Below are 19,959 nucleotides of genomic sequence, written 5' to 3'. Positions count from 1 at the left end.
ATTAGGAGCTTTAAATGTCACGTCGTCACGCCGCTGAAAAACGCGAAGTACTGCCAGACGCCAAGTACGGTGATCTGGTTCTCACCAAATTCATGAACAATCTGATGATCGATGGTAAAAAATCGGTTGCAGAGCGTATCGTTTACAACGCGATGAACCGCGTTGAAGACAAGATCAAACGCGCACCTATCGAAGTTTTCCACGAAGCGCTGGATAACATCAAGCCATCTGTCGAAGTGCGTTCGCGTCGCGTCGGTGGTGCCACCTATCAGGTCCCTGTTGAAGTGCGCCCCGAGCGTCGCGAAGCACTGGCGATCCGCTGGTTGATCAAAGCGTCCCGTGCCCGCAATGAGAACACGATGGAAGAACGCCTGGCCGGCGAGCTTATGGATGCTGTTCAATCGCGCGGTACTGCTGTTAAAAAGCGCGAAGATACGCACAAAATGGCAGACGCGAACAAAGCGTTCAGCCACTACCGCTGGTAATCCGGGCGGCATAAGCCGTTCCCGTCGCGTCCCACACTGGGGCGCGATTTATCCGTTTCAGATATATTCGAGGAAGCAGCCCCATGGCACGCGACTATCCGCTCTCACGCTACCGCAATTTCGGCATCATGGCCCACATCGACGCAGGCAAAACAACCTGCTCCGAACGGATCCTGTTTTATACTGGTAAGTCCCACAACATCGGCGAAGTGCACGACGGCGCTGCAACGATGGACTGGATGGAGCAGGAGCAGGAACGCGGTATTACAATTACCTCCGCTGCGACAACAACTTTCTGGCAGCGCCAGGAATTGCCAGACGCGGACGCAACCTCCGACACCAAGTACCGGATGAACATCATCGACACGCCCGGTCACGTTGACTTTACCATTGAAGTTGAGCGTTCACTGGCGGTTCTTGATGGCGCGGTTGCTGTTCTTGACGCCAACGCCGGTGTTGAACCGCAGACTGAAACCGTTTGGCGTCAGGCCGACCGCTACAAGGTTCCGCGGATCGTTTTTGTTAACAAAATGGACAAAATCGGCGCTGACTTCTTCAACTGTGTGAAGATGATCAAAGACCGTACCGGTGCAACTCCTGCACCGATCCAAATCCCAATTGGTGCCGAAACCGAGCTTGAAGGCTTGATCGATCTGGTCACCATGAAAGAATGGGTCTGGACTGGTGACGATCTGGGCGCGGGCTGGGAACAGCGCGAAATCCGTGCCGAGTTGAAAGACCTGGCCGACGAATGGCGTGCCAACTTGATCGAGATTGCGGTCGAGATGGACGACGAAGCCATGGAAAATTACTTGATGGACGGCGCAGAGCCTGACGTTGACACGCTGCGCGGTCTGATCCGCAAAGGTACGTTGGCAATCAAGTTCATCCCCGTTCTGTGTGGTTCCGCCTTTAAGAACAAAGGTGTTCAGCCTCTGTTGAACGCTGTTGTCGACTATCTTCCCTCGCCGATGGACGTTGTTGACTACATGGGCTTTAAGCCAGGCGACGAAGAAGAAACACGTAACATCCCGCGTCGCGCGGACGATGATATGGCCTTCTCCGGTCTCGCGTTCAAAATCATGAACGACCCCTTTGTTGGTTCGTTGACCTTCACGCGCATTTACTCGGGCAAGTTGAACAAGGGCGACACGCTCTTGAACTCGACCAAGGGTAAAAAAGAGCGCGTCGGTCGTATGATGATGATGCACTCGAACGATCGTGAAGAGATTCAAGAAGCGTTCGCGGGCGACATTATTGCGTTGGCTGGCCTCAAAGACACCACAACAGGTGACACTCTGTGTTCTGTTGCAGATCCTGTGGTCTTGGAAACAATGACCTTCCCCGATCCGGTTATCGAAATCGCGGTTGAGCCTAAAACCAAGGCTGACCAAGAGAAGATGTCGACTGGTCTTGCGCGTTTGGCGGCCGAAGATCCCTCCTTCCGCGTCGAGACAGACATTGAATCCGGCCAGACCATCATGAAGGGCATGGGCGAACTTCACCTCGATATTCTGGTGGACCGTCTGCGTCGTGAATTTAAAGTCGAAGCCAACATTGGTGCGCCTCAGGTTGCCTACCGCGAGACCATCTCGCGCGAAGCGGAAATCACCTACACACACAAGAAACAGTCCGGCGGTTCCGGTCAGTTTGCTGAAGTGAAGATGATCCTGATGCCAACCGAGCCAGGCGAAGGGTACTCCTTTGAAAGCCGCATCGTTGGTGGTGCTGTTCCAAAAGAATACATCCCCGGCGTCGAAAAAGGGATCAACTCGGTCATGGACTCCGGTCCTTTGGCGGGCTTCCCGGTCATCGACTTCAAAGTTGCGCTGATCGACGGTAAGTTCCACGATGTTGACTCCAGCGTTCTGGCGTTTGAAATCGCGGCCCGTATGGGTATGCGCGAAGGCATGCGTAAAGCTGGTGCGAAACTGCTCGAGCCGATCATGAAAGTCGAAGTGGTCACACCTGAAGATTACACAGGTGGTATCATCGGCGATCTGACATCGCGTCGCGGTCAGGTTCAGGGTCAAGATACACGCGGTAACGCCATTGCGATCGACGCAAACGTGCCGCTGGCCAACATGTTCGGCTATATCAACACACTGCGTTCGATGTCGTCGGGCCGTGCGAACTTCACCATGCAGTTCTCGCACTACGAACCTGTTCCGCAGAACATCTCTGACGAGATCCAAGCGAAATTCGCGTAACTGCGCGTTGCAATAACTGGGACGGCGGGGATAACCCCGCCCTACCCAAACCGTAGGGTGGGTGTTCAACCCACCGCCCAATTTGAAAACCAAGGAGGCCACCATGGCTAAGGCAAAGTTTGAACGTAATAAACCACACGTTAACATCGGTACCATTGGTCACGTTGACCACGGTAAAACGACGTTGACCGCTGCGATCACGAAATACTTCGGCGACTTCCGCGCCTATGACCAAATCGACGGCGCGCCCGAAGAAAAAGCACGCGGTATCACCATTTCGACCGCGCACGTTGAGTATGAAACCGAAGCACGTCACTACGCACACGTCGACTGCCCCGGCCACGCTGACTATGTGAAAAACATGATCACCGGTGCGGCACAGATGGACGGCGCGATCCTGGTTGTGAACGCGGCTGATGGCCCCATGCCACAAACCCGCGAGCACATCCTGCTCGGTCGCCAGGTTGGTATCCCGACCATGGTTGTCTACATGAACAAAGTTGACCAGGTTGACGACGAAGAGCTGCTGGAATTGGTGGAAATGGAAATCCGCGAATTGCTGTCTTCCTACGACTACCCAGGCGACGACATGCCTGTGATCCCTGGTTCGGCTCTGCACGCAATGAACGGCACTCAGCCCGAAATTGGTGAGGAATCCATCCGCAAGTTGATGGCCGCTGTTGACGAATATATCCCGACACCAGCACGCGCTGTTGACCAGCCGTTCCTGATGCCAGTGGAAGACGTATTCTCGATCTCCGGTCGTGGTACTGTTGTGACTGGCCGTATCGAGCGTGGCGTGATCAACGTTGGCGACAGCATTGAAATCGTTGGTATCCGTGATACGAAAACCACCACTTGTACCGGCGTTGAAATGTTCCGCAAGCTGCTGGATCGTGGGGAAGCTGGCGATAACGTTGGTGTTCTTCTGCGCGGTATCGAGCGTGAAGGCGTTGAGCGCGGTCAGGTTCTGTGTAAACCTAAGTCGGTTAACCCACACACAAAGTTCACTGCCGAGGCGTATATCCTCACCAAAGAAGAGGGTGGCCGTCACACGCCGTTCTTCGCGAACTACCGTCCACAGTTCTACTTCCGTACAACCGATGTAACCGGCACCGTTAACCTTCCCGAAGGTACGGAAATGGTTATGCCAGGTGACAACCTTCAGTTCGACGTTGAACTGATCGCACCCGTTGCAATGGAAGACGGTCTGCGCTTCGCGATCCGCGAAGGCGGTCGTACCGTTGGCGCGGGCGTTGTTTCCAAGATCAACGAATAAGCCGCTGGCGGGTCACCCCGCTGACAGCTGACAAAACGAAGGCCGCTCCTGTAAGGGGGCGGCCTTTTTTGCGGGCGAAGGGCTTCAAAGCCCTATAGGGCCGCATAGCAATATTTATCCCACGAAAAGGCGAAAGCGATGACTCCCCCCTCCGATGCCGGCAGCGCTGCGCACCGCCGGCAGTATTTTCAGATCGCGCTGGAAGAGGCGCAGGCCACCGTGCGGGGCTATGATACAAAGGCTCAAATTGTCGGTATCGGATATACGTTTACCCTGAACATCGTTGCGGCGGTTGTGGGTGGCTTGCCCGGTGCTGCACAGTCCGGGATCGTGTTCGTACTGGTCTTCTGGTCCGTGGTGATGGCCCCGCTGTTCCTATTTGGCTATGTGCTTTATCCATCGCGTCGGTCCGTCTCGAAGGTTCCGGACGGAGGGGCAGCCGGCGTCCGACGCGCGCTTTATGTGCAGACCTCGCGCTATCCCACGGTCGAATCGCTTAAAGCCGCCGTGGCGGAGGTGGATTGGGAAGACGAGCTGGCCTATGAGCTGTTGATGGTGTCCAAACTACGCGAGCAAAAACGCGCGCGTTTTATCCTGGCGCTCGCTGCCACAGTCCTGTCTTTTACCGTGCTCGCGCTGCGTCATATCTGGGCTTTTTTGCCGTTTTGACGATCGCCAAGCGACGGTCCAGAAGGCGGATTTGCGCGAAACAACGGATTCACCCCTTGCCTCATGGCGTGACCTGACCTATAGAGCGAAAGTCTCAGCGGGGTGCGTTTTTACGCGCCCCGTTTGATTTACGACAAAACGCAATGAAGGGCCGTGATGAGGCGCCTCTTCCTCTTCGTTTCTACCCCCAATGAGGGATGATGACATATGGCACAAAGCCAAAACATCCGCATCCGTTTGAAGGCGTTCGATTACCGCGTGCTGGATGCGTCCACACAAGAAATCGTCAACACCGCCAAGCGTACCGGTGCATCTGTTCGCGGCCCAATCCCGCTGCCGAACAAGATTGAGAAATTCACTGTTCTGCGTGGCCCACACGTTGACAAGAAATCCCGTGACCAGTTCGAAATCCGCACGCACAAGCGCCTGCTGGATATCGTTGATCCGACCCCCCAGACCGTGGACGCGCTGATGAAGCTCGACCTGGCCGCTGGTGTGGACGTCGAGATCAAGCTGCAGTCATAAGCGTAGGAGGGTAATATTATGTTGCGCTCAGGCGTTATTGCAAAAAAGATGGGCATGACCCGTTTGTTCATGGAAGACGGCAAGCAGATCCCTGTGACCGTTCTTCAGCTCGACAAACTTCAGGTTGTTGCTCAGCGTACCATCGAACGGGACGGCTACACAGCTGTTCAGCTCGGCGCAGGTACAGCCAAGGTTAAACGGACGTCGCAAGCCATGCGCGGTCACTTTGCAGCAGCAAAGGTTGAACCAAAGCGTAAGGTCGCGGAATTCCGCATCGACCCAGAAGCCATGTTGAACGTCGGCGAAGAAATCATCGCCGATCATTACTTTGCTGGTCAGTATGTTGACGTTGCAGGCACTTCCATCGGTAAGGGCTTTCAGGGCGCGATGAAGCGTCACAACTTTGGTGGTCTGCGCGCGACACACGGTGTTTCCGTATCGCACCGTTCGCACGGTTCCACCGGTCAGTGTCAGGATCCGGGCAAGGTTTTCAAAGGCAAGAAAATGGCCGGTCACATGGGTTCTGCTCGTGTTACCACTCAGAACCTTGAAGTTGTCAAAACTGACAGCGTACGTGGTCTGATCATGGTCAAAGGCGCCGTTCCAGGCTCCAAAGGTGGTTGGGTGACTGTTAAGGATGCGGTGAAAAAGCCGTTTCCCGAAGACGCAATCCTACCTGCCGCTTTGAAATCTGCTGCAGACGAAGCCGCTAAAGCAGCTGAAGAAGCCGCCGCAGCAGCAGCCGCAGAAGCCGAAGCCGAAGCAGCACGCTTGGCTGAAGAGCAAGCAGCAACCGAAGCTGCCGCCCTTGCCGAAGCCGAAGCATCCATTGAGTCGGACAAGAAGGAAGGTGACGAATGAAACTTGATGTCATCAAACTCGACGGCGGCGCAGCCGGTTCGGTAGACCTGGACGAGGCCCTGTTCGGTCTTGAGCCACGCGCCGACATTCTGCACCGTGTTGTCCGCTGGCAGCGTAACAACGCGCAGCAGGGTACGCACAAGGTCAAGACACGGTCCGAGGTCAGCTATTCGACCAAGAAGATCTATCGTCAGAAAGGCACCGGCGGCGCACGCCACGGCGCACGTTCTGCACCGATCTTCCGTAAGGGTGGTATCTACAAGGGTCCAACCCCGCGTAGCCACGGCCACGAACTGACCAAGAAGTTCCGCAAACTGGGTCTGCGCCACGCTTTGTCTGCCAAGGCAAAAACAGGCAGCCTGGTTATCATCGACGATGTAAACTCGGATGGGAAAACCGCAGCTTTGGCCAAACAGGTTAAGAACCTGGGCTGGAAACGCGCGTTGATCATCGACGGTGCCTCGGTAAATGAGAACTTCTTGCAAGCCGCGCGCAACATCGAAGGTCTGGATATCCTGCCGACGATGGGTGCAAACGTCTATGACATCCTTAAGCGTGATACACTCGTGATCACCAAAGCAGGGATCGAAGCACTGGAGGCCCGTTTGAAATGAGCGCCAAGCACGAACATTACGATGTGATCCGCAAGCCGATCATCACTGAAAAAGCGACGATGGCTTCCGAGCACAACGCCGTCGTTTTCGAAGTCGCGATCGACAGCAACAAGCCAATGATCAAAGAAGCTGTTGAAGCTCTCTTTGGTGTCAAAGTGAAGGCCGTGAACACGTCCATCACCAAAGGCAAGGCAAAGCGTTTCCGGGGCCAGATGGGTCGCCGGAAGGACGTTAAGAAGGCTTACGTTATGCTCGAAGAGGGTAACACCATCGACGTATCCACCGGTCTGTAAGTCAGACTGGACGCGAAAAATGAAAGGCCCCTCACCGCAAGGTGGGGGGCCTTTTCCTATTTGGCGATTGCGTTTGGAGTGACGCTGCCTGTTTAGGCCCATTCGCGGGAACTTGCCGACCGGCGGTGCGTTGTTGTCCCACACGTCATCAAAGTAGGGGCCCCGCTTTCCGGAGCCGGCTTTGCGCGAAGGGATATCGTCACTATGTCAGCCAACAGCCATCAATCCACCCGATCGGAAATTCTATCTCACATCGACCCCGATGACTTCTCCTGGGCCGTGCCGATCATGCGAACCGGCTATGCCGGACGCGGGTTGGTTTATCTGGTGGTCGCTGGGCTATCCTTGTGGTCCGTACTGTCGGGTGGGCAGGCTGAGGGCACAAAATCTACACTGCAATCGTTGGACGGAGCGACCGGCTTTGCCGTGATTTTTGCAATTGCTACGGGTATGTTTGCCTATGCGATCTGGCGCGCTGTTGATAGTTTTTGGGATCTTGAGGCTTACGGGTCGGGGGCAAAAGGTATTGTCGCGCGGCTGGGGATGCTGGTGACCGGCGTCATCCATAGCGCAATCGGTGCCTTGGCCGTCACCGTGCTGGGAGTGTCGTCATCGGGGTCTAGCAGCAAAGAGCTCTTGAACCAGTTCCTTCAAACGCCAGCCGGCGTGTGGGTTGTCGGCGGCGTCGGACTGGTCACCATGGGAACGGGATTTTACTATTTCTACAAAGCAGCCTCGCAGTCCTATCGCGAACATCTGGAGGCTAACCACTTTACCATGCACTGGAACCCGGTTTTGCGCATCGGTGTCGCCGCGCAGGGGGTTGTTGTGGTGATCATCGGCGGTCTGATTGTCTACGCCGCGATGAGCGCGAATGCATCAGATGCTGGCGGCATTGATGCGGCTTTTGAATGGTTGCACCAGCAGGCCTATGGGCGCATTCTGGTGGGGCTTCTCTGCGCAGGGTTGCTGATGTTCTCGCTGTTTTGCTTTGTGAACGCAGTGTACCGGATTGTACCGAAGGCGGCTGATCCGTCCGTGCAAAGCGTGGCGCGCAAGATCAAGTCGATGGCGCAATAAGGCGCGTTATTGTCAGGTCAGTGGGCTTTTGCCGACTATTCCCCGACGCTCCCTTGACCCTCGGGTGATCCTACCCTAAACGACCCCATCGGCAGTGCCCCGGATTCGTCCGGGGCTGTGTCGTTTTGCGCGTTGGTAGGTTCTAGCCGCACGCAACGCCCGGCAAAGGGGTTCTTTGTCTGGCATTTCAAATTGGGGACCTTCGGGGCCCTACAACCATCTCGGCACCATCGCGACGGGGCCGGGGACAAGCAAAACGGAAGACAGAGAACATGGCACTCAAGTCGTACAAACCGACGACGCCAGGCCAGCGTGGGCTGGTACTGATCGACCGTTCGGAGCTTTGGAAAGGCCGCCCGGTCAAATCCCTTACTCAGGGTTTGACCAAATCAGGCGGTCGGAACAACACCGGACGGATCACAATGCGTCGCACAGGCGGTGGGGCAAAGCGCCTTTACCGTATCGTCGATTTCAAACGCAACAAGCTGGACATGTCCGCTGTTGTCGCACGGATCGAATATGACCCTAACCGGACCGCATTCATCGCACTGATCCAGTACGAAGACGGCGAACAGGCTTACATCCTAGCACCACAGCGTATCGCTGTCGGCGACAAGGTGATTTCCTCGGCCAAGGCCGACATCAAGCCTGGTAACGCTATGCCATTTTCGGGCATGCCTATCGGTACAATCGTTCACAACATCGAAATGAAGCCAGGCAAAGGCGGCCAGATCGCACGCGCCGCCGGTACCTACGCACAATTCGTAGGCCGTGATGGTGGATACGCTCAGATCCGTTTGTCCTCGGGCGAACTGCGTCTGGTGCGTCAGGAATGCATGGCCACCGTTGGTGCCGTGTCCAACCCTGACAACTCCAACCAGAACTTCGGTAAAGCGGGCCGCATGCGTCACAAGGGTATCCGCCCTTCGGTACGTGGTGTTGTTATGAACCCGATCGACCACCCTCACGGTGGTGGTGAAGGCCGTACATCGGGTGGTCGTCACCCTGTTACGCCTTGGGGCAAGCCCACAAAGGGTGCAAAAACCCGCAACAAGAACAAAGCGTCCAGCAAGCTTATCCTACGCTCGCGCCACGCCAAGAAGAAGGGGCGTTAATAGATGTCTCGTTCAGTATGGAAAGGTCCTTTTGTTGACTCTTATGTCCTCAAAAAGGCCGAAGCCTCCCGCGAAAGCGGTCGCAGCGAAGTGATCAAGATTTGGTCGCGCCGTTCCACGATCTTGCCACAGTTTGTTGGCCTGACGTTCGGTGTGTACAACGGTCACAAGCACATCCCTGTAAACGTCAGCGAAGAGATGATTGGTCAGAAGTTTGGTGAGTATTCGCCAACTCGCACCTATTATGGTCACGCAGCCGACAAAAAAGCGAAGCGGAAATAAGCCATGAGCAAGGATAAGAATCCCCGCCGCGTGGCTGATAACGAAGCCCGTGCAAAACTGCGCATGCTTCGCACAAGCCCGCAGAAACTGAACCTCGTCGCCGCGATGATCCGTGGCAAGAAGGTAGACAAGGCCCTTACGGACCTGACCTTCTCCAAAAAGCGGATCGCACTGGACGTGAAGAAATGCCTTCAGTCCGCCATCGCGAACGGTGAAAACAACCACAACCTTGACGTGGATGAACTGGTCGTTGCCGAAGCATATGTCGGCAAAAACCTGATCATGAAACGTGGTCGTCCGCGTGCGCGTGGCCGTTTCGGCAAGATTATCAAGCCGTTTTCGGAAATCACGATCGTCGTGCGTCAAGTTGAGGAGCAAGCCTGATGGGTAACAAAGTAAATCCGATCGGTATGCGTCTTCAGGTCAACCGCACCTGGGACAGCCGCTGGTACGCCGATACGAAGGACTATGGTGATCTTCTGCTCGAAGACCTTGCCATCCGTGACTTCATCAAGAAAGAATGTGCACAGGCTGGTATCGCCCGTGTGATCATCGAACGCCCACACAAGAAGTGCCGCGTTACGATCCACACAGCGCGCCCCGGTGTGATCATCGGCAAGAAAGGTGCAGACATCGAAGGTCTGCGCCAGAAAATCGCCAAGATCACTAAATCTGACCTGCACCTCAACATCGTTGAAGTTCGCAAGCCAGAGCTGGACGCAGCCCTTGTTGGTGAATCCATCGCACAACAGCTGGAACGCCGGGTTTCTTTCCGTCGTGCCATGAAGCGTGCGGTACAGAACGCCATGCGTATGGGTGCCCTGGGTATCCGCGTGAACGTTGCTGGTCGTCTGGGTGGTGCAGAAATCGCGCGTACCGAATGGTATCGTGAAGGCCGCGTGCCGCTCCACACTCTGCGTGCAGACATCGATTACGCACATGTCGAAGCGATGACTGCCTATGGCATCATCGGGATCAAGACCTGGATCTTCAAAGGCGAGATCATGGAACATGACCCGGCAGCGCGTGACCGTAAGGCACAAGAAATGCAAGACGGCCCAGCACCTCGCGGTGCCGGCGGTCGTCGCTAAGGGGGAATGAGAGATGCTACAACCAAAGCGTACTAAATTCCGCAAGCAGCACAAAGGTCGGATCAAAGGTCTGGCAAAGGGCGGGTCTGACCTGAACTTTGGCACCTACGGTCTGAAGGCTCTCGAGCCCGAGCGGGTAACCGCACGCCAGATCGAAGCTGCTCGTCGTGCCATGACGCGTCACATGAAACGTCAAGGCCGTGTCTGGATCCGTATTTTCCCGGATGTACCTGTCACCGCAAAGCCCATCGAAGTTCGTATGGGTAAAGGTAAAGGTTCCGTGGATCGTTGGGTCTGCAAGGTCAAGCCAGGCCGTGTAATGTTCGAGATCGACGGTGTCTCCGAGGACGTTGCACAAGAAGCTCTGCGTCTTGCCGCGATGAAGCTGCCGATCAAAACGCGCGTCGTCGTTCGCGAAGATTGGTAAAACCAGCGCTCCGGCACGCGCCGGAGATGTTGCTTTAAAATGGAAAACCCCCGCTGAGTAATCAGCGGGGGTTTTTTCGTTTAAGTGGGTTTGCCTCCGTCGTCTTCAGGCCGAGGGACCCGCGGTTTGGTTCAGTAGTTTTTTCCATACCAGTGCGATCACGATTGTCATGCCGACATGTCCGACAAAAGAAGACTGCGTATAGCTGCCGAACCCCATCATAAAGCTGCGCCCCATTAGCGGTGCCAGCACACCCTGGGCCACAAACCACAACACAATACCCGCAAGGACGCCTGAGCCAAGAAATCCAAGCTTCGTGACCCGCTTGGTCAGGAAAACCACGGCGGCAAATCCCAATGCCCCGATCAGGAAGTGGATGGCAAAGGCGGTGGCATAGGGCAGGTGGACGCTCCCCAGTTTTTTGCTGAGACCAATGACAAGATTGGCCGGCTCTAGCTTGACGCCGAACAGGATCGGTGACGCGAGCCATGCATAGGCTTCGAAGGTGAGTTCACCAATCAGCCCGGCAAGGGCAAGAGCGGGCAGGGGGCTTGGGTTCGTAGTATTCACGTGGGGCTTCCTTGTGTGCGCATCTGCGCCGTTATCGGGCCCGAGATGGCACCACGGCACAGCTATTCCCAGTCACATTAGGGCAACCGCGCGGTGACGTGATCCGCGGCGTTGTTTCTGAAACATTGATGTCTCGTGAATAAGCGGTTGCAGGGCCTAGTCAGCGCCGCATGTGGCGCATAGGCTTGGCGTAACCTGCCTAAAGGAACTGATAATGAAACACGTGCCCAAGCCCACCACCGACGCAGACCTCATCAAAGAGTTTTTGAATAAAGGTGGTACGATCAAGAAGGGTAAGACAAAGCCGATGCCGGACGATTTGGGGCTTAGCAACAATCAGTGGGGCAACAAGCTGACCAAAGAAGAGAAGGCGGCCGTGAAAGAGCAAGAGGCGGCGCGCAAAGCTGCACCGCCCAAGCGTGGTTAACCCCAGGCGTAGTTGAATGAGACCGAAATACGGTCTTCTTCGGACATGTTCATCGGCACCTCGTGGCGCAACCAGCTTTCCCAGAGCAGCACGTCACCGACGACGGGCTTTGCATAAACGAACTGGCGCAGCTCTTGGGGTGCGTCTTTTTGGCGACCGGGGGCCGCCATCATCATTGGCAGACGCGGATCTTCGAGCTTGAGCGCACTGGTCCCTTCGGGCATCGCCACATAGGTTGTGCCAGAGATGACCGAATGCGGGTGGATATGCGCCGTATGGATGCCGCCCTCGGGGAGGATATTGATCCAGATGTCTTCAAGCTTGAGCTTGCGCCCGTCCAGATCAAACGCCAGATCCTTGGCAAAGGCTTTGACGTGTTTATCCAGCGCTTTTTTGACCGTCTTAAAGATCGGGAACCGCCATGGCAGATCCGTCAACGACGCATAGCTGGTGTAGCCGGGGAAATCATGTTCCTCGCACCACTCCTGGCCGGCCTCGTCATCCTCGGCGATGGACAGGCACGCGGCCTCAAGCTCGGACGGGTCGACGGGTTGACCGTGCTCTGACAAAGCGGCGCGGTAAAGACGGGTGACGAAAAGGGATTCTATCTGTGACATAGGGCCGTTCTACATCAGCCTGCGCAGCGTGGCGATACGGTTTTGCAGAAACCTCGCTTGCCAAAGTAGGGTAGGGCATGTAGAGGAAGCTTTCACATGAACTCCACCAGAATCATGGTCACCCATAAGGGGCCTACTGGTGATGTCGAAAGGATGAGGCGATGAACGCCAAAGAACTACACGACAAGACGCCGGACCAGCTCCGGGATGAGCTTGTTAACCTCAAGAAAGAATCCTTCAACCTGCGTTTTCAGCAAGCCACTGGCCAGCTGGAAAATGCCGCACGTTTGAAGACCGTTAAGCGTGACGTCGCACGTGTCAAAACCGTTCTTAACCAGAAAGCCGCTGCCGCGGCATCTGCAGAATAATAGGAGCCTGAGAGTATGCCCAAACGTATCCTAACAGGCACCGTGACAAGCGATGCCAACGAACAGACAGTAACCGTATCCGTAGAGCGTCGCTTTACACACCCGGTTCTGAAGAAAACCATCCGTAAGTCCAAAAAGTACCGGGCTCACGATGAGAACAACACATTCAAAGTGGGCGACAGCGTTCGCATCATCGAATGTGCACCAAAGTCGAAAACCAAACGTTGGGAAGTGCTGCAAGCCGCTGAGGCTTAAGGCGCTGCTCGCTCGGGCCTGAACGTCTTGTACCCTTGACACCGAGGGCAGCAAGGCGCAAAGGCACGAGCGAGATGCCCATTTCGGGCGGACCAACTTAATCGAAACCCTGGGGATAGGGCACGCATCGCCCCCCAGAAGGTCGGGAGAAACCAAATGATCCAGATGCAGACCAACCTGGATGTTGCTGACAACAGCGGCGCTCGCCGTGTTCAGTGCATCAAGGTATTGGGTGGTTCCAAGCGTAAATACGCATCCGTCGGCGACATCATTGTCGTGTCGGTCAAGGAAGCCATCCCTCGCGGTCGTGTGAAAAAGGGTGACGTGCGTAAAGCCGTCGTCGTTCGCACAGCCAAAGAAGTTCGTCGTGACGATGGCACAGCCATCCGTTTCGATCGTAACGCCGCCGTCATTCTGAACAACTCGAATGAGCCCGTAGGTACACGTATCTTCGGCCCAGTTGTTCGCGAACTGCGCGCCAAAAACTTCATGAAGATTATCTCGCTTGCGCCGGAGGTGCTGTAATGGCTGCTAAACTTCGCAAAGGTGACAAAGTCATCGTGCTTGCTGGCAAGGACAAGGGCAAGACGGGTTCCATCTCGTCTGTTGACCCGAAGGCCAACAAAGCAATCGTAGATGGTATCAACATGGCAATCCGCGCCACGCGTCAGTCCCAGACGTCGCAAGGCGGCCGTATTCCCAAAGCGATGCCAGTCGACCTGAGCAACCTGTCGTTGGTTGATGCCAACGGCAAGGCCACGCGCGTTGGGTTCAAAATCGAAGGCGACAAGAAAGTGCGCTTTGCAAAAACCACGGGGGACGTGATCGATGCTTGATAACGCAACATACACACCCCGCCTGAAGGTCGAGTACAAGGACAAGATCCGTGCGACGCTTAAGGAAGAGTTCGGTTACAAGAACGAAATGCAGATCCCGCGTCTGGATAAAATCGTTCTGAACATCGGCTGTGGTGCTGAAGCTGTTCGTGACAGCAAGAAAGCAAAATCCGCACAGGAAGATCTGACAACGATTGCCGGCCAAAAAGCGCTGACAACAGTTGCCAAGAAATCCATCGCTGGTTTCCGCGTACGTGAAGACATGCCGTTGGGTGCGAAAGTTACCCTGCGTGGCGAACGTATGTACGAATTCCTGGATCGTCTGATCACGATCGCAATGCCTCGTATCCGCGACTTCCGCGGCATCAACGGCAAGAGCTTTGACGGCCGTGGCAACTACGCCATGGGCTTGAAAGAGCACATCGTGTTCCCCGAAATCGACTTTGATAAAGTCGACGAGACTTGGGGAATGGACATCGTGATCGCCACCACGGCGAAAACCGACGCTGAAGCGAAGGCACTGTTGAAAGCATTCAACATGCCCTTCACATCGTAAGCGCGGGGAGGATTTAGATATGGCTAAGAAATCCATGATCGAGCGTGAAAAGAAGCGCGAAGCACTGGTCAAGAAGTACGCTGAAAAGCGCGCTGCCTTGAAAGAGATCGTAAGCGACGAATCCAAGCCAATGGAAGAGCGTTTTCGCGCTTCCCTGAAGCTGGCGAAACTGCCTCGCAACTCCAGCGCTGTGCGTCTGCACAACCGCTGCCAGCTGACAGGCCGTCCACACGCTTATTACCGTAAACTGAAAATTTCGCGGATCGCGCTGCGGGATCTTGGCTCGAGCGGCCAAATCCCCGGCATGGTCAAGTCGAGCTGGTAAGGAGCGCATCAGATGAACGATCCTATCGCAGATATGCTGACACGCATCCGTAACTCTTCGATGCGCGGCAAATCCACCGTCATGACACCTGCTTCCAAGCTGCGTGCATGGGTTCTGGACGTGCTTGCGGACGAAGGCTACATCCGTGGTTACGAAGCAAAAACTGGTGCCGATGGCCATCCCGCCATCGAAATCAGCCTCAAGTATTACGAGGGCGAACCTGTTATTCGCGAACTGAAGCGGGTCTCCAAACCCGGTCGTCGCGTCTACATGGGCGTCAATGACATCCCCGTTGTCCGTCAGGGCCTTGGTGTGTCGATTGTCTCCACCCCCAAGGGTGTGATGTCGGATCAGAATGCACGCAGCCACAATGTTGGCGGCGAAGTGCTCTGCACCGTATTCTAAGGAGAACAAAATGTCTCGTATTGGTAAAAAACCGGTCGACCTGCCAAGCGGTGTTTCAGCATCCGTGAGCGGGCAGACCATCGAAGTCAAAGGCCCAAAGGGAACCCGTTCCTTCAAGGCGACTGACGACGTTACATTGACTGTCGAAGACAACGTGGTCACCATCACACCACGCGGCAAATCCAAGCGCGCGCGCCAGCAGTGGGGCATGAGCCGCACAATGGTCGAAAACCTTGTTACCGGTGTCACCGCCGGCTTCAAGAAAGAGCTTGAGATCCAGGGTGTTGGTTATCGTGCTGCCATGAATGGCAACACGCTGCGCCTGAACCTGGGCCTGTCGCATGATGTTGATTACGTGGCACCTGAAGGTGTGACAGTCACAGCCCCGAAACAGACCGAGATTGTGGTAGAAGGCATTGACGAACAGCTTGTTGGTCAAGTCGCTGCGAACATTCGCGCTTGGCGCAAGCCCGAGCCCTACAAGGGCAAAGGCATCCGCTATAAGGGTGAGTTCGTCTTCCGCAAAGAAGGCAAGAAGAAGTAAGGATAGCTCAGATGGCAAACAGCAAAAGACAACTGTTTCTGAAACGCCGCCTGCGCGTTCGGAACAAACTTCGCCGGGTCAACGCGGGGCGTCTTCGTCTCTCCGTTCACCGCTCGAACAAGAACATCAGCGCCCAGCTGATCGACGACGTAAACGGGGTCACACTGGCCTCCGCGTCCTCGATGGAAAAAGACCTGGGTGTTGTTGGCAAAAACAACATCGACGCAGCGACCAAGGTTGGTTCGGCAATCGCCGAGCGTGCTCAAAAGGCCGGTGTGAAGGAAGCATATTTTGACCGTGGTGGTTTCCTGTTCCACGGCAAAATCAAAGCTTTGGCCGATGCAGCCCGCGAAGGCGGTCTGAAAATCTAAACCAACGTAGGCGGCACGGTTCACGTGCCGCCTCGATGATCCGGGGGCTTGGCCCACTTGGATTGACATTATGACGCGCGCAAGCGCAGCACCAAAAGGATGATGCCGCATGGCAAGAGATGACAACCGGGGTGGCAACCGCCGCAACCAACGCGACGAGACACCCGAATTCGCCGACCGCCTAGTGGCGATCAACCGCGTTTCCAAAACCGTTAAGGGTGGTAAGCGCTTTGGCTTCGCTGCACTTGTCGTTGTTGGCGACCAAAAGGGCCGTGTAGGCTTCGGCAAAGGCAAAGCGAAAGAGGTTCCAGAAGCCATTCGCAAAGCCACCGAGCAAGCCAAGCGCCAAATGATTCGCGTTCAACTGCGCGAAGGCCGTACATTGCACCACGACATGGAAGGCCGTCACGGCGCCGGTCGCGTTGTAATGCGGACGGCACCAGAAGGTACCGGGATCATCGCCGGTGGTCCAATGCGTGCCGTATTCGAAATGTTGGGCATCAAGGACGTTGTATCCAAGTCCATCGGGACGCAGAACCCTTACAACATGATCCGTGCCACCATGGACGGTCTGAAAAAAGAATCCTCGCCACGTGCTGTTGCTCAGCGTCGCGGCAAGAAAGTTGCAGACATTCTGCCCAAGCGTGAGGACAATGTTGAATCGTCCGCACAAGTGGCTGAGGAGGCATAAGCATGGCTAAGACAATCGTAATCAAGCAGGTTGGTTCGCCAATCCGCCGCCCCGCCGACCAGCGCGCTACGTTGATTGGTTTGGGCCTTAACAAAATGCACCGTGTACGTGAACTGGAAGACACACCTTCCGTTCGCGGCATGATCCGCAAGATCTCTCACATGGTAGAGATCATCGAAGAAAAAGGCTGAACGCTTTCGCCTGAAAGTGAAGGGTTCCGATGACGCCCTTTTGCCAATCTATAACGCCTCGCAGGACACTGCGAGGCGTTTTTCGTTAAGCCGGGTTATGCCGGTGAGGGCAGGGGGCTTGAATGCCCCGTCTCTCCCGTTTATACGCCGCCCAGTGGCCACCAATCCGCCACGAGAATCATATGAAACGCCGCGTTTGGCCACTCCCGTCGCTGGGGGCCACATCCGGCAAAAGGAGAAGCGACATGAAACTTCATGAACTGTCTGATAACGAAGGTGCCAACAAGAAACGCAAGCGCGTTGGCCGTGGTCCTGGTTCCGGCACCGGTAAAATGGGTGGCCGTGGTATCAAAGGTCAAAAATCCCGTTCGGGTGTCGCGATCAAAGGTTTCGAAGGCGGTCAAATGCCTTTGTACCAACGTCTTCCTAAGCGTGGCTTTACCAAGCCGAACCGGAAGTCCTATGCGGTTGTGAACCTGGGCCTGATCCAGAAATTCATCGACGCGAAAAAGATCGACGCTTCTGCTGCGATCACCGAAGATGCACTGATCTCTTCGGGTCTGGTACGTCGCAAACTGGACGGCATCCGTGTTTTGGCCAAAGGCGACTTCAACGCCAAGGTTGATCTTCAGGTATACGGCGCGTCCAAATCCGCGGTCGAAGCGGTCGAAAAAGCGGGCGGCAAACTGACCGTCACAGCACCTTCCGCGGCAAACGCAGACGCGTAACCCGACCTTTTGCCTTGTGAGCGGGACGCGTCCCGCTTACATAGTCAATCGAGTTTTCCCAAATGCCGCCCGCCGGAAAACGGCCTGGGCGGCGTTTTTGCAAAGAAAGAGCCCTATATCATGGTATCAGCCGTCGAAAGCATGGCCGCCAACACCAGTTGGTCCGCGTTGGGCAAGGCGACAGACCTGCGCAACCGGATTCTATTCACTCTGGGGTTGTTGATCGTTTATCGCCTTGGCACGTTCATTCCGGTTCCCGGGATCGACGGCACCGCCCTGCGCCAATTTATGGAAAGCGCGGGTCAAGGGATCGGCGGCATGGTGTCCATGTTCACCGGCGGCGCTCTTGGCCGTATGGGTATCTTCGCTTTGGGTATCATGCCCTATATCTCCGCATCGATCATCGTTCAGTTGATGACTTCGATGGTCCCCGCGCTTGAGCAACTTAAGAAAGAGGGCGAGCAGGGGCGTAAGAAGATCAACCAATACACACGCTTCGGCACCGTCGCACTGGCGACACTGCAGGCCTATGGCCTTGCGGTATCGCTAGAAGCTGGTGATATCGCCGCCGATCCGGGCATGTATTTCCGCATTGCGTGCATGATTACGCTGGTCGGCGGGACCATGTTCCTGATGTGGCTGGGCGAGCAGATCACAGCACGCGGCATCGGCAACGGTATCTCATTGATTATCTTCGTCGGCATCATTGCCGAGGTGCCAGCCGCAATCGCTCAGTTCTTTTCGTCTGGCCGGTCCGGTGCGATCAGCCCGGCGGTGATCGTCGGTGTTCTTGTCATGGTGATCGTGACGATCATGTTCGTCGTCTTCATGGAGCGCGCCTTGCGTAAAATCCACATCCAATATCCGCGCCGTCAGGTCGGCCAGAAGATGTACGATGGCGGATCTTCGCATCTTCCGGTCAAGGTGAACCCGGCGGGCGTTATCCCGGCGATTTTCGCAAGCTCGCTTCTGTTGCTTCCGATCACGATCAGCACGTTCTCTGGGAATTCCACCGGCCCGGTAATGTCGGTCCTCTTGGCGAATTTCGGACCAGGGCAACCCCTATACCTGTTATTCTTCGTCTTGATGATTGTCTTTTTTGCTTATTTTTATACCTTCAACGTCAGCTTTAAACCTGATGATGTCGCGGATAACCTGAAAAACCAGAACGGCTTCGTTCCCGGTATCCGCCCCGGCAAGAAAACAGCCGAATATCTTGAATATGTGGTTAACCGCGTCTTGGTACTTGGGTCTGCATATCTGGTTGCGGTGATGCTGCTGCCCGAAATTCTGCGGGGTCAGTTCGCAATCCCGTTCTATTTCGGCGGTACATCGGTGCTGATCGTTGTGTCGGTCACCATGGATACCATCCAACAAGTACAAAGCCATTTGCTGGCACATCAGTATGAAGGTCTGCTTGAACGTTCCCAACTGCGTGGTAAGTCTGGCAAACCACGGAAAAAACGGAGCCCGTTACGTCGATGAACATTATTCTCTTAGGACCACCCGGAGCGGGTAAAGGTACACAAGCGCGTCACTTGGTAGAGACACGTAACATGGTTCAGCTCTCCACCGGCGACATGCTGCGCGAAGCCAAAGACAGCGGGACCGAGATGGGCAATATGGTTGCCGATGTCATGGCCCGCGGCGATTTGGTCACCGACGAGATTGTGATCGGCCTCATCCGCGAAAAACTCGAAGACACGACCGACCACGGTGGTTTCATCTTTGACGGGTTCCCGCGGACATTGGCGCAGGCCACAGCGCTTGGTGAGCTGCTGGAAGCGACAGGCAAGCCATTGGACCACGTGATCCAGCTGGGCGTCGACGACGAAGCGCTGGTCGCACGGATCTCCGGGCGCTCTACCTGTAGCAACTGTGGTGAAGTCTATCATGACGTCACCAAGCCACAGCCAGCCGACGGCAAATGCGAGAAATGCGGCGCATCCGACTTCAAACGCCGTGCAGATGATAACGAGGAAAGCCTCCGGAATCGTTTGATGGAATACTACAAGAAAACCTCTCCGCTGTTGGGGTACTATTACGCGCATAATATGCTCACGCGCGTTGATGGTCTGGCCGATATCAAAGAGGTTCAGGACAGCATCACGAAGGTTTTGGACGCATAGTCCAAGCATCAAGCA

General features: G+C 55.5%; 31 protein-coding genes. 29 read left to right on the top strand and 2 right to left on the bottom strand.

Annotated elements, in window-relative coordinates; all coding sequences use genetic code 11:
• The first annotated feature begins 14 nt into the window (after positions 1 to 14).
• From rpsG to rplP, 14 genes are all read left to right on the top strand, one after another.
• Positions 15 to 485 carry a 30S ribosomal protein S7 gene (rpsG, locus tag ACVBAU_RS15175; RefSeq protein WP_093734409.1) on the top strand — a complete coding sequence of 157 codons (471 nt, stop codon included), beginning with the start codon at positions 15 to 17 and terminating at the stop codon, positions 483 to 485.
• Between the two features lie 83 nt (positions 486 to 568).
• The gene (gene fusA / locus ACVBAU_RS15170; RefSeq protein ID WP_138925074.1) at positions 569 to 2,695 is read left to right on the top strand and encodes an elongation factor G; all 2,127 of its coding nucleotides are present in this window, start codon (positions 569 to 571) and stop codon (positions 2,693 to 2,695) included.
• 103 nt (positions 2,696 to 2,798) lie between these two features.
• Positions 2,799 to 3,974, top strand: a complete 1,176-nt coding sequence (gene tuf / locus ACVBAU_RS15165; protein WP_138925245.1) for an elongation factor Tu — start codon at positions 2,799 to 2,801, stop codon at positions 3,972 to 3,974.
• A 138-nt stretch (positions 3,975 to 4,112) separates the two neighbouring features.
• A complete protein-coding gene (locus ACVBAU_RS15160; RefSeq protein ID WP_448326996.1) occupies positions 4,113 to 4,643 on the top strand; it encodes a hypothetical protein in 531 nt (176 codons plus the stop codon).
• A 207-nt stretch (positions 4,644 to 4,850) separates the two neighbouring features.
• A complete protein-coding gene (gene rpsJ, locus ACVBAU_RS15155) occupies positions 4,851 to 5,168 on the top strand; it encodes a 30S ribosomal protein S10 (protein ID WP_005849850.1) in 318 nt (105 codons plus the stop codon).
• 18 nt (positions 5,169 to 5,186) lie between these two features.
• Entirely contained in the window at positions 5,187 to 6,029 is an 843-nt protein-coding gene (gene rplC, locus ACVBAU_RS15150) for a 50S ribosomal protein L3 (protein WP_138922607.1), read from the top strand.
• Entirely contained in the window at positions 6,026 to 6,643 is a 618-nt protein-coding gene (gene rplD / locus ACVBAU_RS15145; protein ID WP_093731767.1) for a 50S ribosomal protein L4, read from the top strand. Before rplC ends, rplD begins: the two co-directional genes overlap by 4 nt.
• Positions 6,640 to 6,936, top strand: a complete 297-nt coding sequence (locus ACVBAU_RS15140; RefSeq protein WP_093731768.1) for a 50S ribosomal protein L23 — start codon at positions 6,640 to 6,642, stop codon at positions 6,934 to 6,936. The genes rplD and ACVBAU_RS15140 overlap by 4 nt, the downstream gene beginning before the upstream one ends.
• Before the next feature lie 204 nt (positions 6,937 to 7,140).
• Positions 7,141 to 8,016 carry a DUF1206 domain-containing protein gene (locus ACVBAU_RS15135; protein ID WP_448326992.1) on the top strand — a complete coding sequence of 292 codons (876 nt, stop codon included), beginning with the start codon at positions 7,141 to 7,143 and terminating at the stop codon, positions 8,014 to 8,016.
• Between the two features lie 272 nt (positions 8,017 to 8,288).
• Positions 8,289 to 9,131, top strand: a complete 843-nt coding sequence (gene rplB, locus ACVBAU_RS15130) for a 50S ribosomal protein L2 (protein ID WP_138922609.1) — start codon at positions 8,289 to 8,291, stop codon at positions 9,129 to 9,131.
• 3 nt (positions 9,132 to 9,134) lie between these two features.
• Positions 9,135 to 9,413 carry a 30S ribosomal protein S19 gene (gene rpsS / locus ACVBAU_RS15125; RefSeq protein WP_005849833.1) on the top strand — a complete coding sequence of 93 codons (279 nt, stop codon included), beginning with the start codon at positions 9,135 to 9,137 and terminating at the stop codon, positions 9,411 to 9,413.
• Positions 9,414 to 9,416: 3 nt separating this feature from the next.
• Positions 9,417 to 9,797 carry a 50S ribosomal protein L22 gene (gene rplV, locus ACVBAU_RS15120; RefSeq protein ID WP_093731770.1) on the top strand — a complete coding sequence of 127 codons (381 nt, stop codon included), beginning with the start codon at positions 9,417 to 9,419 and terminating at the stop codon, positions 9,795 to 9,797.
• Positions 9,797 to 10,504, top strand: a complete 708-nt coding sequence (rpsC, locus tag ACVBAU_RS15115; protein ID WP_093731771.1) for a 30S ribosomal protein S3 — start codon at positions 9,797 to 9,799, stop codon at positions 10,502 to 10,504. The genes rplV and rpsC overlap by 1 nt, the downstream gene beginning before the upstream one ends.
• A gap of 13 nt (positions 10,505 to 10,517) precedes the next feature.
• Positions 10,518 to 10,931: a 50S ribosomal protein L16 gene (rplP, locus tag ACVBAU_RS15110; protein WP_138922610.1), complete on the top strand. Its 414-nt coding sequence runs from the start codon at positions 10,518 to 10,520 to the stop codon at positions 10,929 to 10,931.
• A gap of 105 nt (positions 10,932 to 11,036) precedes the next feature.
• On the opposite strand, the gene ACVBAU_RS15105 is transcribed toward rplP, so the two are convergent.
• Positions 11,037 to 11,501: a hypothetical protein gene (locus tag ACVBAU_RS15105; RefSeq protein ID WP_448326988.1), complete on the bottom strand. Its 465-nt coding sequence runs from the start codon at positions 11,499 to 11,501 to the stop codon at positions 11,037 to 11,039.
• 214 nt (positions 11,502 to 11,715) lie between these two features.
• On the opposite strand from ACVBAU_RS15105, the gene ACVBAU_RS15100 reads away from it, so the two are divergent.
• Positions 11,716 to 11,928 (top strand): hypothetical protein, encoded by a 213-nt coding sequence (locus ACVBAU_RS15100; RefSeq protein ID WP_138922612.1) that lies wholly within the window; start codon positions 11,716 to 11,718, stop codon positions 11,926 to 11,928.
• Here ACVBAU_RS15100 and ACVBAU_RS15095 read toward each other — a convergent pair.
• On the bottom strand, positions 11,925 to 12,545 hold the full coding sequence (locus tag ACVBAU_RS15095; RefSeq protein WP_093731775.1) for a TIGR02466 family protein: 621 nt from the start codon (positions 12,543 to 12,545) through the stop codon (positions 11,925 to 11,927). The two genes, ACVBAU_RS15100 and ACVBAU_RS15095, sit on opposite strands and share 4 nt — an antisense overlap.
• 161 nt (positions 12,546 to 12,706) lie before the next feature.
• Here ACVBAU_RS15095 and rpmC point away from each other — a divergent pair, with 161 nt between their 5' ends.
• The 14 genes from rpmC (at position 12,707) to ACVBAU_RS15025 (ending at position 19,944) form a co-directional block, all read left to right on the top strand.
• Positions 12,707 to 12,913 carry a 50S ribosomal protein L29 gene (rpmC, locus tag ACVBAU_RS15090; RefSeq protein ID WP_093731776.1) on the top strand — a complete coding sequence of 69 codons (207 nt, stop codon included), beginning with the start codon at positions 12,707 to 12,709 and terminating at the stop codon, positions 12,911 to 12,913.
• Between the two features lie 15 nt (positions 12,914 to 12,928).
• On the top strand, positions 12,929 to 13,168 hold the full coding sequence (rpsQ, locus tag ACVBAU_RS15085) for a 30S ribosomal protein S17 (protein WP_008224956.1): 240 nt from the start codon (positions 12,929 to 12,931) through the stop codon (positions 13,166 to 13,168).
• A 156-nt stretch (positions 13,169 to 13,324) separates the two neighbouring features.
• Positions 13,325 to 13,693: a 50S ribosomal protein L14 gene (gene rplN / locus ACVBAU_RS15080; protein ID WP_093731777.1), complete on the top strand. Its 369-nt coding sequence runs from the start codon at positions 13,325 to 13,327 to the stop codon at positions 13,691 to 13,693.
• On the top strand, positions 13,693 to 14,004 hold the full coding sequence (rplX, locus tag ACVBAU_RS15075; protein WP_138922614.1) for a 50S ribosomal protein L24: 312 nt from the start codon (positions 13,693 to 13,695) through the stop codon (positions 14,002 to 14,004). The genes rplN and rplX overlap by 1 nt, the downstream gene beginning before the upstream one ends.
• Positions 13,997 to 14,560 carry a 50S ribosomal protein L5 gene (gene rplE / locus ACVBAU_RS15070; RefSeq protein WP_093731779.1) on the top strand — a complete coding sequence of 188 codons (564 nt, stop codon included), beginning with the start codon at positions 13,997 to 13,999 and terminating at the stop codon, positions 14,558 to 14,560. Before rplX ends, rplE begins: the two co-directional genes overlap by 8 nt.
• 19 nt (positions 14,561 to 14,579) lie before the next feature.
• Positions 14,580 to 14,885, top strand: coding sequence for a 30S ribosomal protein S14 (rpsN, locus tag ACVBAU_RS15065; RefSeq protein WP_007118851.1), 306 nt, complete (start codon positions 14,580 to 14,582; stop codon positions 14,883 to 14,885).
• Positions 14,886 to 14,897: 12 nt separating this feature from the next.
• On the top strand, positions 14,898 to 15,290 hold the full coding sequence (gene rpsH, locus ACVBAU_RS15060) for a 30S ribosomal protein S8 (RefSeq protein ID WP_138922615.1): 393 nt from the start codon (positions 14,898 to 14,900) through the stop codon (positions 15,288 to 15,290).
• Between the two features lie 10 nt (positions 15,291 to 15,300).
• Entirely contained in the window at positions 15,301 to 15,834 is a 534-nt protein-coding gene (gene rplF, locus ACVBAU_RS15055; protein ID WP_093731781.1) for a 50S ribosomal protein L6, read from the top strand.
• A gap of 11 nt (positions 15,835 to 15,845) precedes the next feature.
• Positions 15,846 to 16,205, top strand: a complete 360-nt coding sequence (gene rplR, locus ACVBAU_RS15050; protein WP_093731782.1) for a 50S ribosomal protein L18 — start codon at positions 15,846 to 15,848, stop codon at positions 16,203 to 16,205.
• Positions 16,206 to 16,314: 109 nt separating this feature from the next.
• Positions 16,315 to 16,896, top strand: a complete 582-nt coding sequence (gene rpsE, locus ACVBAU_RS15045; RefSeq protein ID WP_093731783.1) for a 30S ribosomal protein S5 — start codon at positions 16,315 to 16,317, stop codon at positions 16,894 to 16,896.
• Between the two features lie 2 nt (positions 16,897 to 16,898).
• Entirely contained in the window at positions 16,899 to 17,087 is a 189-nt protein-coding gene (gene rpmD, locus ACVBAU_RS15040; RefSeq protein ID WP_005849797.1) for a 50S ribosomal protein L30, read from the top strand.
• Positions 17,088 to 17,332: 245 nt separating this feature from the next.
• Positions 17,333 to 17,815, top strand: coding sequence for a 50S ribosomal protein L15 (gene rplO / locus ACVBAU_RS15035; protein WP_138922617.1), 483 nt, complete (start codon positions 17,333 to 17,335; stop codon positions 17,813 to 17,815).
• 120 nt (positions 17,816 to 17,935) lie between these two features.
• Positions 17,936 to 19,300, top strand: coding sequence for a preprotein translocase subunit SecY (gene secY / locus ACVBAU_RS15030; RefSeq protein ID WP_138922618.1), 1,365 nt, complete (start codon positions 17,936 to 17,938; stop codon positions 19,298 to 19,300).
• Positions 19,297 to 19,944 (top strand): adenylate kinase, encoded by a 648-nt coding sequence (locus ACVBAU_RS15025; protein ID WP_448326978.1) that lies wholly within the window; start codon positions 19,297 to 19,299, stop codon positions 19,942 to 19,944. The genes secY and ACVBAU_RS15025 overlap by 4 nt, the downstream gene beginning before the upstream one ends.
• Positions 19,945 to 19,959: the final 15 nt, after the last annotated feature.

The organism is Sulfitobacter sp. M13, assembly GCF_053474885.1.
Note: the sequence above shows the minus strand (reverse complement) of the source record. Positions and strands in the feature narration are given on the sequence as shown.

Excerpts from the sequence above, each read along its gene's own strand:
- rpsQ (WP_008224956.1), top strand. The coding sequence starts at position 12,929 with ATGCCCAAACGTATCCTAACAGGCACCGTGACAAGCGATGCCAACGAA.
- tuf (WP_138925245.1), top strand. The coding sequence starts at position 2,799 with ATGGCTAAGGCAAAGTTTGAACGTAATAAACCACACGTTAACATCGGT.
- rplR (WP_093731782.1), top strand. The coding sequence starts at position 15,846 with ATGGCAAACAGCAAAAGACAACTGTTTCTGAAACGCCGCCTGCGCGTT.
- ACVBAU_RS15135 (WP_448326992.1), top strand. The coding sequence starts at position 7,141 with ATGTCAGCCAACAGCCATCAATCCACCCGATCGGAAATTCTATCTCAC.
- rplB (WP_138922609.1), top strand. The coding sequence starts at position 8,289 with ATGGCACTCAAGTCGTACAAACCGACGACGCCAGGCCAGCGTGGGCTG.
- ACVBAU_RS15160 (WP_448326996.1), top strand. The coding sequence starts at position 4,113 with ATGACTCCCCCCTCCGATGCCGGCAGCGCTGCGCACCGCCGGCAGTAT.
- rpsS (WP_005849833.1), top strand. The coding sequence starts at position 9,135 with ATGTCTCGTTCAGTATGGAAAGGTCCTTTTGTTGACTCTTATGTCCTC.
- rpsG (WP_093734409.1), top strand. The coding sequence starts at position 15 with ATGTCACGTCGTCACGCCGCTGAAAAACGCGAAGTACTGCCAGACGCC.
- rplN (WP_093731777.1), top strand. The coding sequence starts at position 13,325 with ATGATCCAGATGCAGACCAACCTGGATGTTGCTGACAACAGCGGCGCT.
- rplP (WP_138922610.1), top strand. The coding sequence starts at position 10,518 with ATGCTACAACCAAAGCGTACTAAATTCCGCAAGCAGCACAAAGGTCGG.
- rplD (WP_093731767.1), top strand. The coding sequence starts at position 6,026 with ATGAAACTTGATGTCATCAAACTCGACGGCGGCGCAGCCGGTTCGGTA.
- rpsE (WP_093731783.1), top strand. The coding sequence starts at position 16,315 with ATGGCAAGAGATGACAACCGGGGTGGCAACCGCCGCAACCAACGCGAC.
- rpsC (WP_093731771.1), top strand. The coding sequence starts at position 9,797 with ATGGGTAACAAAGTAAATCCGATCGGTATGCGTCTTCAGGTCAACCGC.
- secY (WP_138922618.1), top strand. The coding sequence starts at position 17,936 with ATGGTATCAGCCGTCGAAAGCATGGCCGCCAACACCAGTTGGTCCGCG.
- ACVBAU_RS15140 (WP_093731768.1), top strand. The coding sequence starts at position 6,640 with ATGAGCGCCAAGCACGAACATTACGATGTGATCCGCAAGCCGATCATC.
- rplV (WP_093731770.1), top strand. The coding sequence starts at position 9,417 with ATGAGCAAGGATAAGAATCCCCGCCGCGTGGCTGATAACGAAGCCCGT.
- fusA (WP_138925074.1), top strand. The coding sequence starts at position 569 with ATGGCACGCGACTATCCGCTCTCACGCTACCGCAATTTCGGCATCATG.
- rpsN (WP_007118851.1), top strand. The coding sequence starts at position 14,580 with ATGGCTAAGAAATCCATGATCGAGCGTGAAAAGAAGCGCGAAGCACTG.
- rplC (WP_138922607.1), top strand. The coding sequence starts at position 5,187 with ATGTTGCGCTCAGGCGTTATTGCAAAAAAGATGGGCATGACCCGTTTG.
- ACVBAU_RS15025 (WP_448326978.1), top strand. The coding sequence starts at position 19,297 with ATGAACATTATTCTCTTAGGACCACCCGGAGCGGGTAAAGGTACACAA.
- rplO (WP_138922617.1), top strand. The coding sequence starts at position 17,333 with ATGAAACTTCATGAACTGTCTGATAACGAAGGTGCCAACAAGAAACGC.
- rplX (WP_138922614.1), top strand. The coding sequence starts at position 13,693 with ATGGCTGCTAAACTTCGCAAAGGTGACAAAGTCATCGTGCTTGCTGGC.
- ACVBAU_RS15095 (WP_093731775.1), bottom strand. The coding sequence starts at position 12,545 with ATGTCACAGATAGAATCCCTTTTCGTCACCCGTCTTTACCGCGCCGCT.
- rpsH (WP_138922615.1), top strand. The coding sequence starts at position 14,898 with ATGAACGATCCTATCGCAGATATGCTGACACGCATCCGTAACTCTTCG.
- ACVBAU_RS15100 (WP_138922612.1), top strand. The coding sequence starts at position 11,716 with ATGAAACACGTGCCCAAGCCCACCACCGACGCAGACCTCATCAAAGAG.
- rplE (WP_093731779.1), top strand. The coding sequence starts at position 13,997 with ATGCTTGATAACGCAACATACACACCCCGCCTGAAGGTCGAGTACAAG.
- rplF (WP_093731781.1), top strand. The coding sequence starts at position 15,301 with ATGTCTCGTATTGGTAAAAAACCGGTCGACCTGCCAAGCGGTGTTTCA.
- rpmD (WP_005849797.1), top strand. The coding sequence starts at position 16,899 with ATGGCTAAGACAATCGTAATCAAGCAGGTTGGTTCGCCAATCCGCCGC.
- rpsJ (WP_005849850.1), top strand. The coding sequence starts at position 4,851 with ATGGCACAAAGCCAAAACATCCGCATCCGTTTGAAGGCGTTCGATTAC.
- rpmC (WP_093731776.1), top strand. The coding sequence starts at position 12,707 with ATGAACGCCAAAGAACTACACGACAAGACGCCGGACCAGCTCCGGGAT.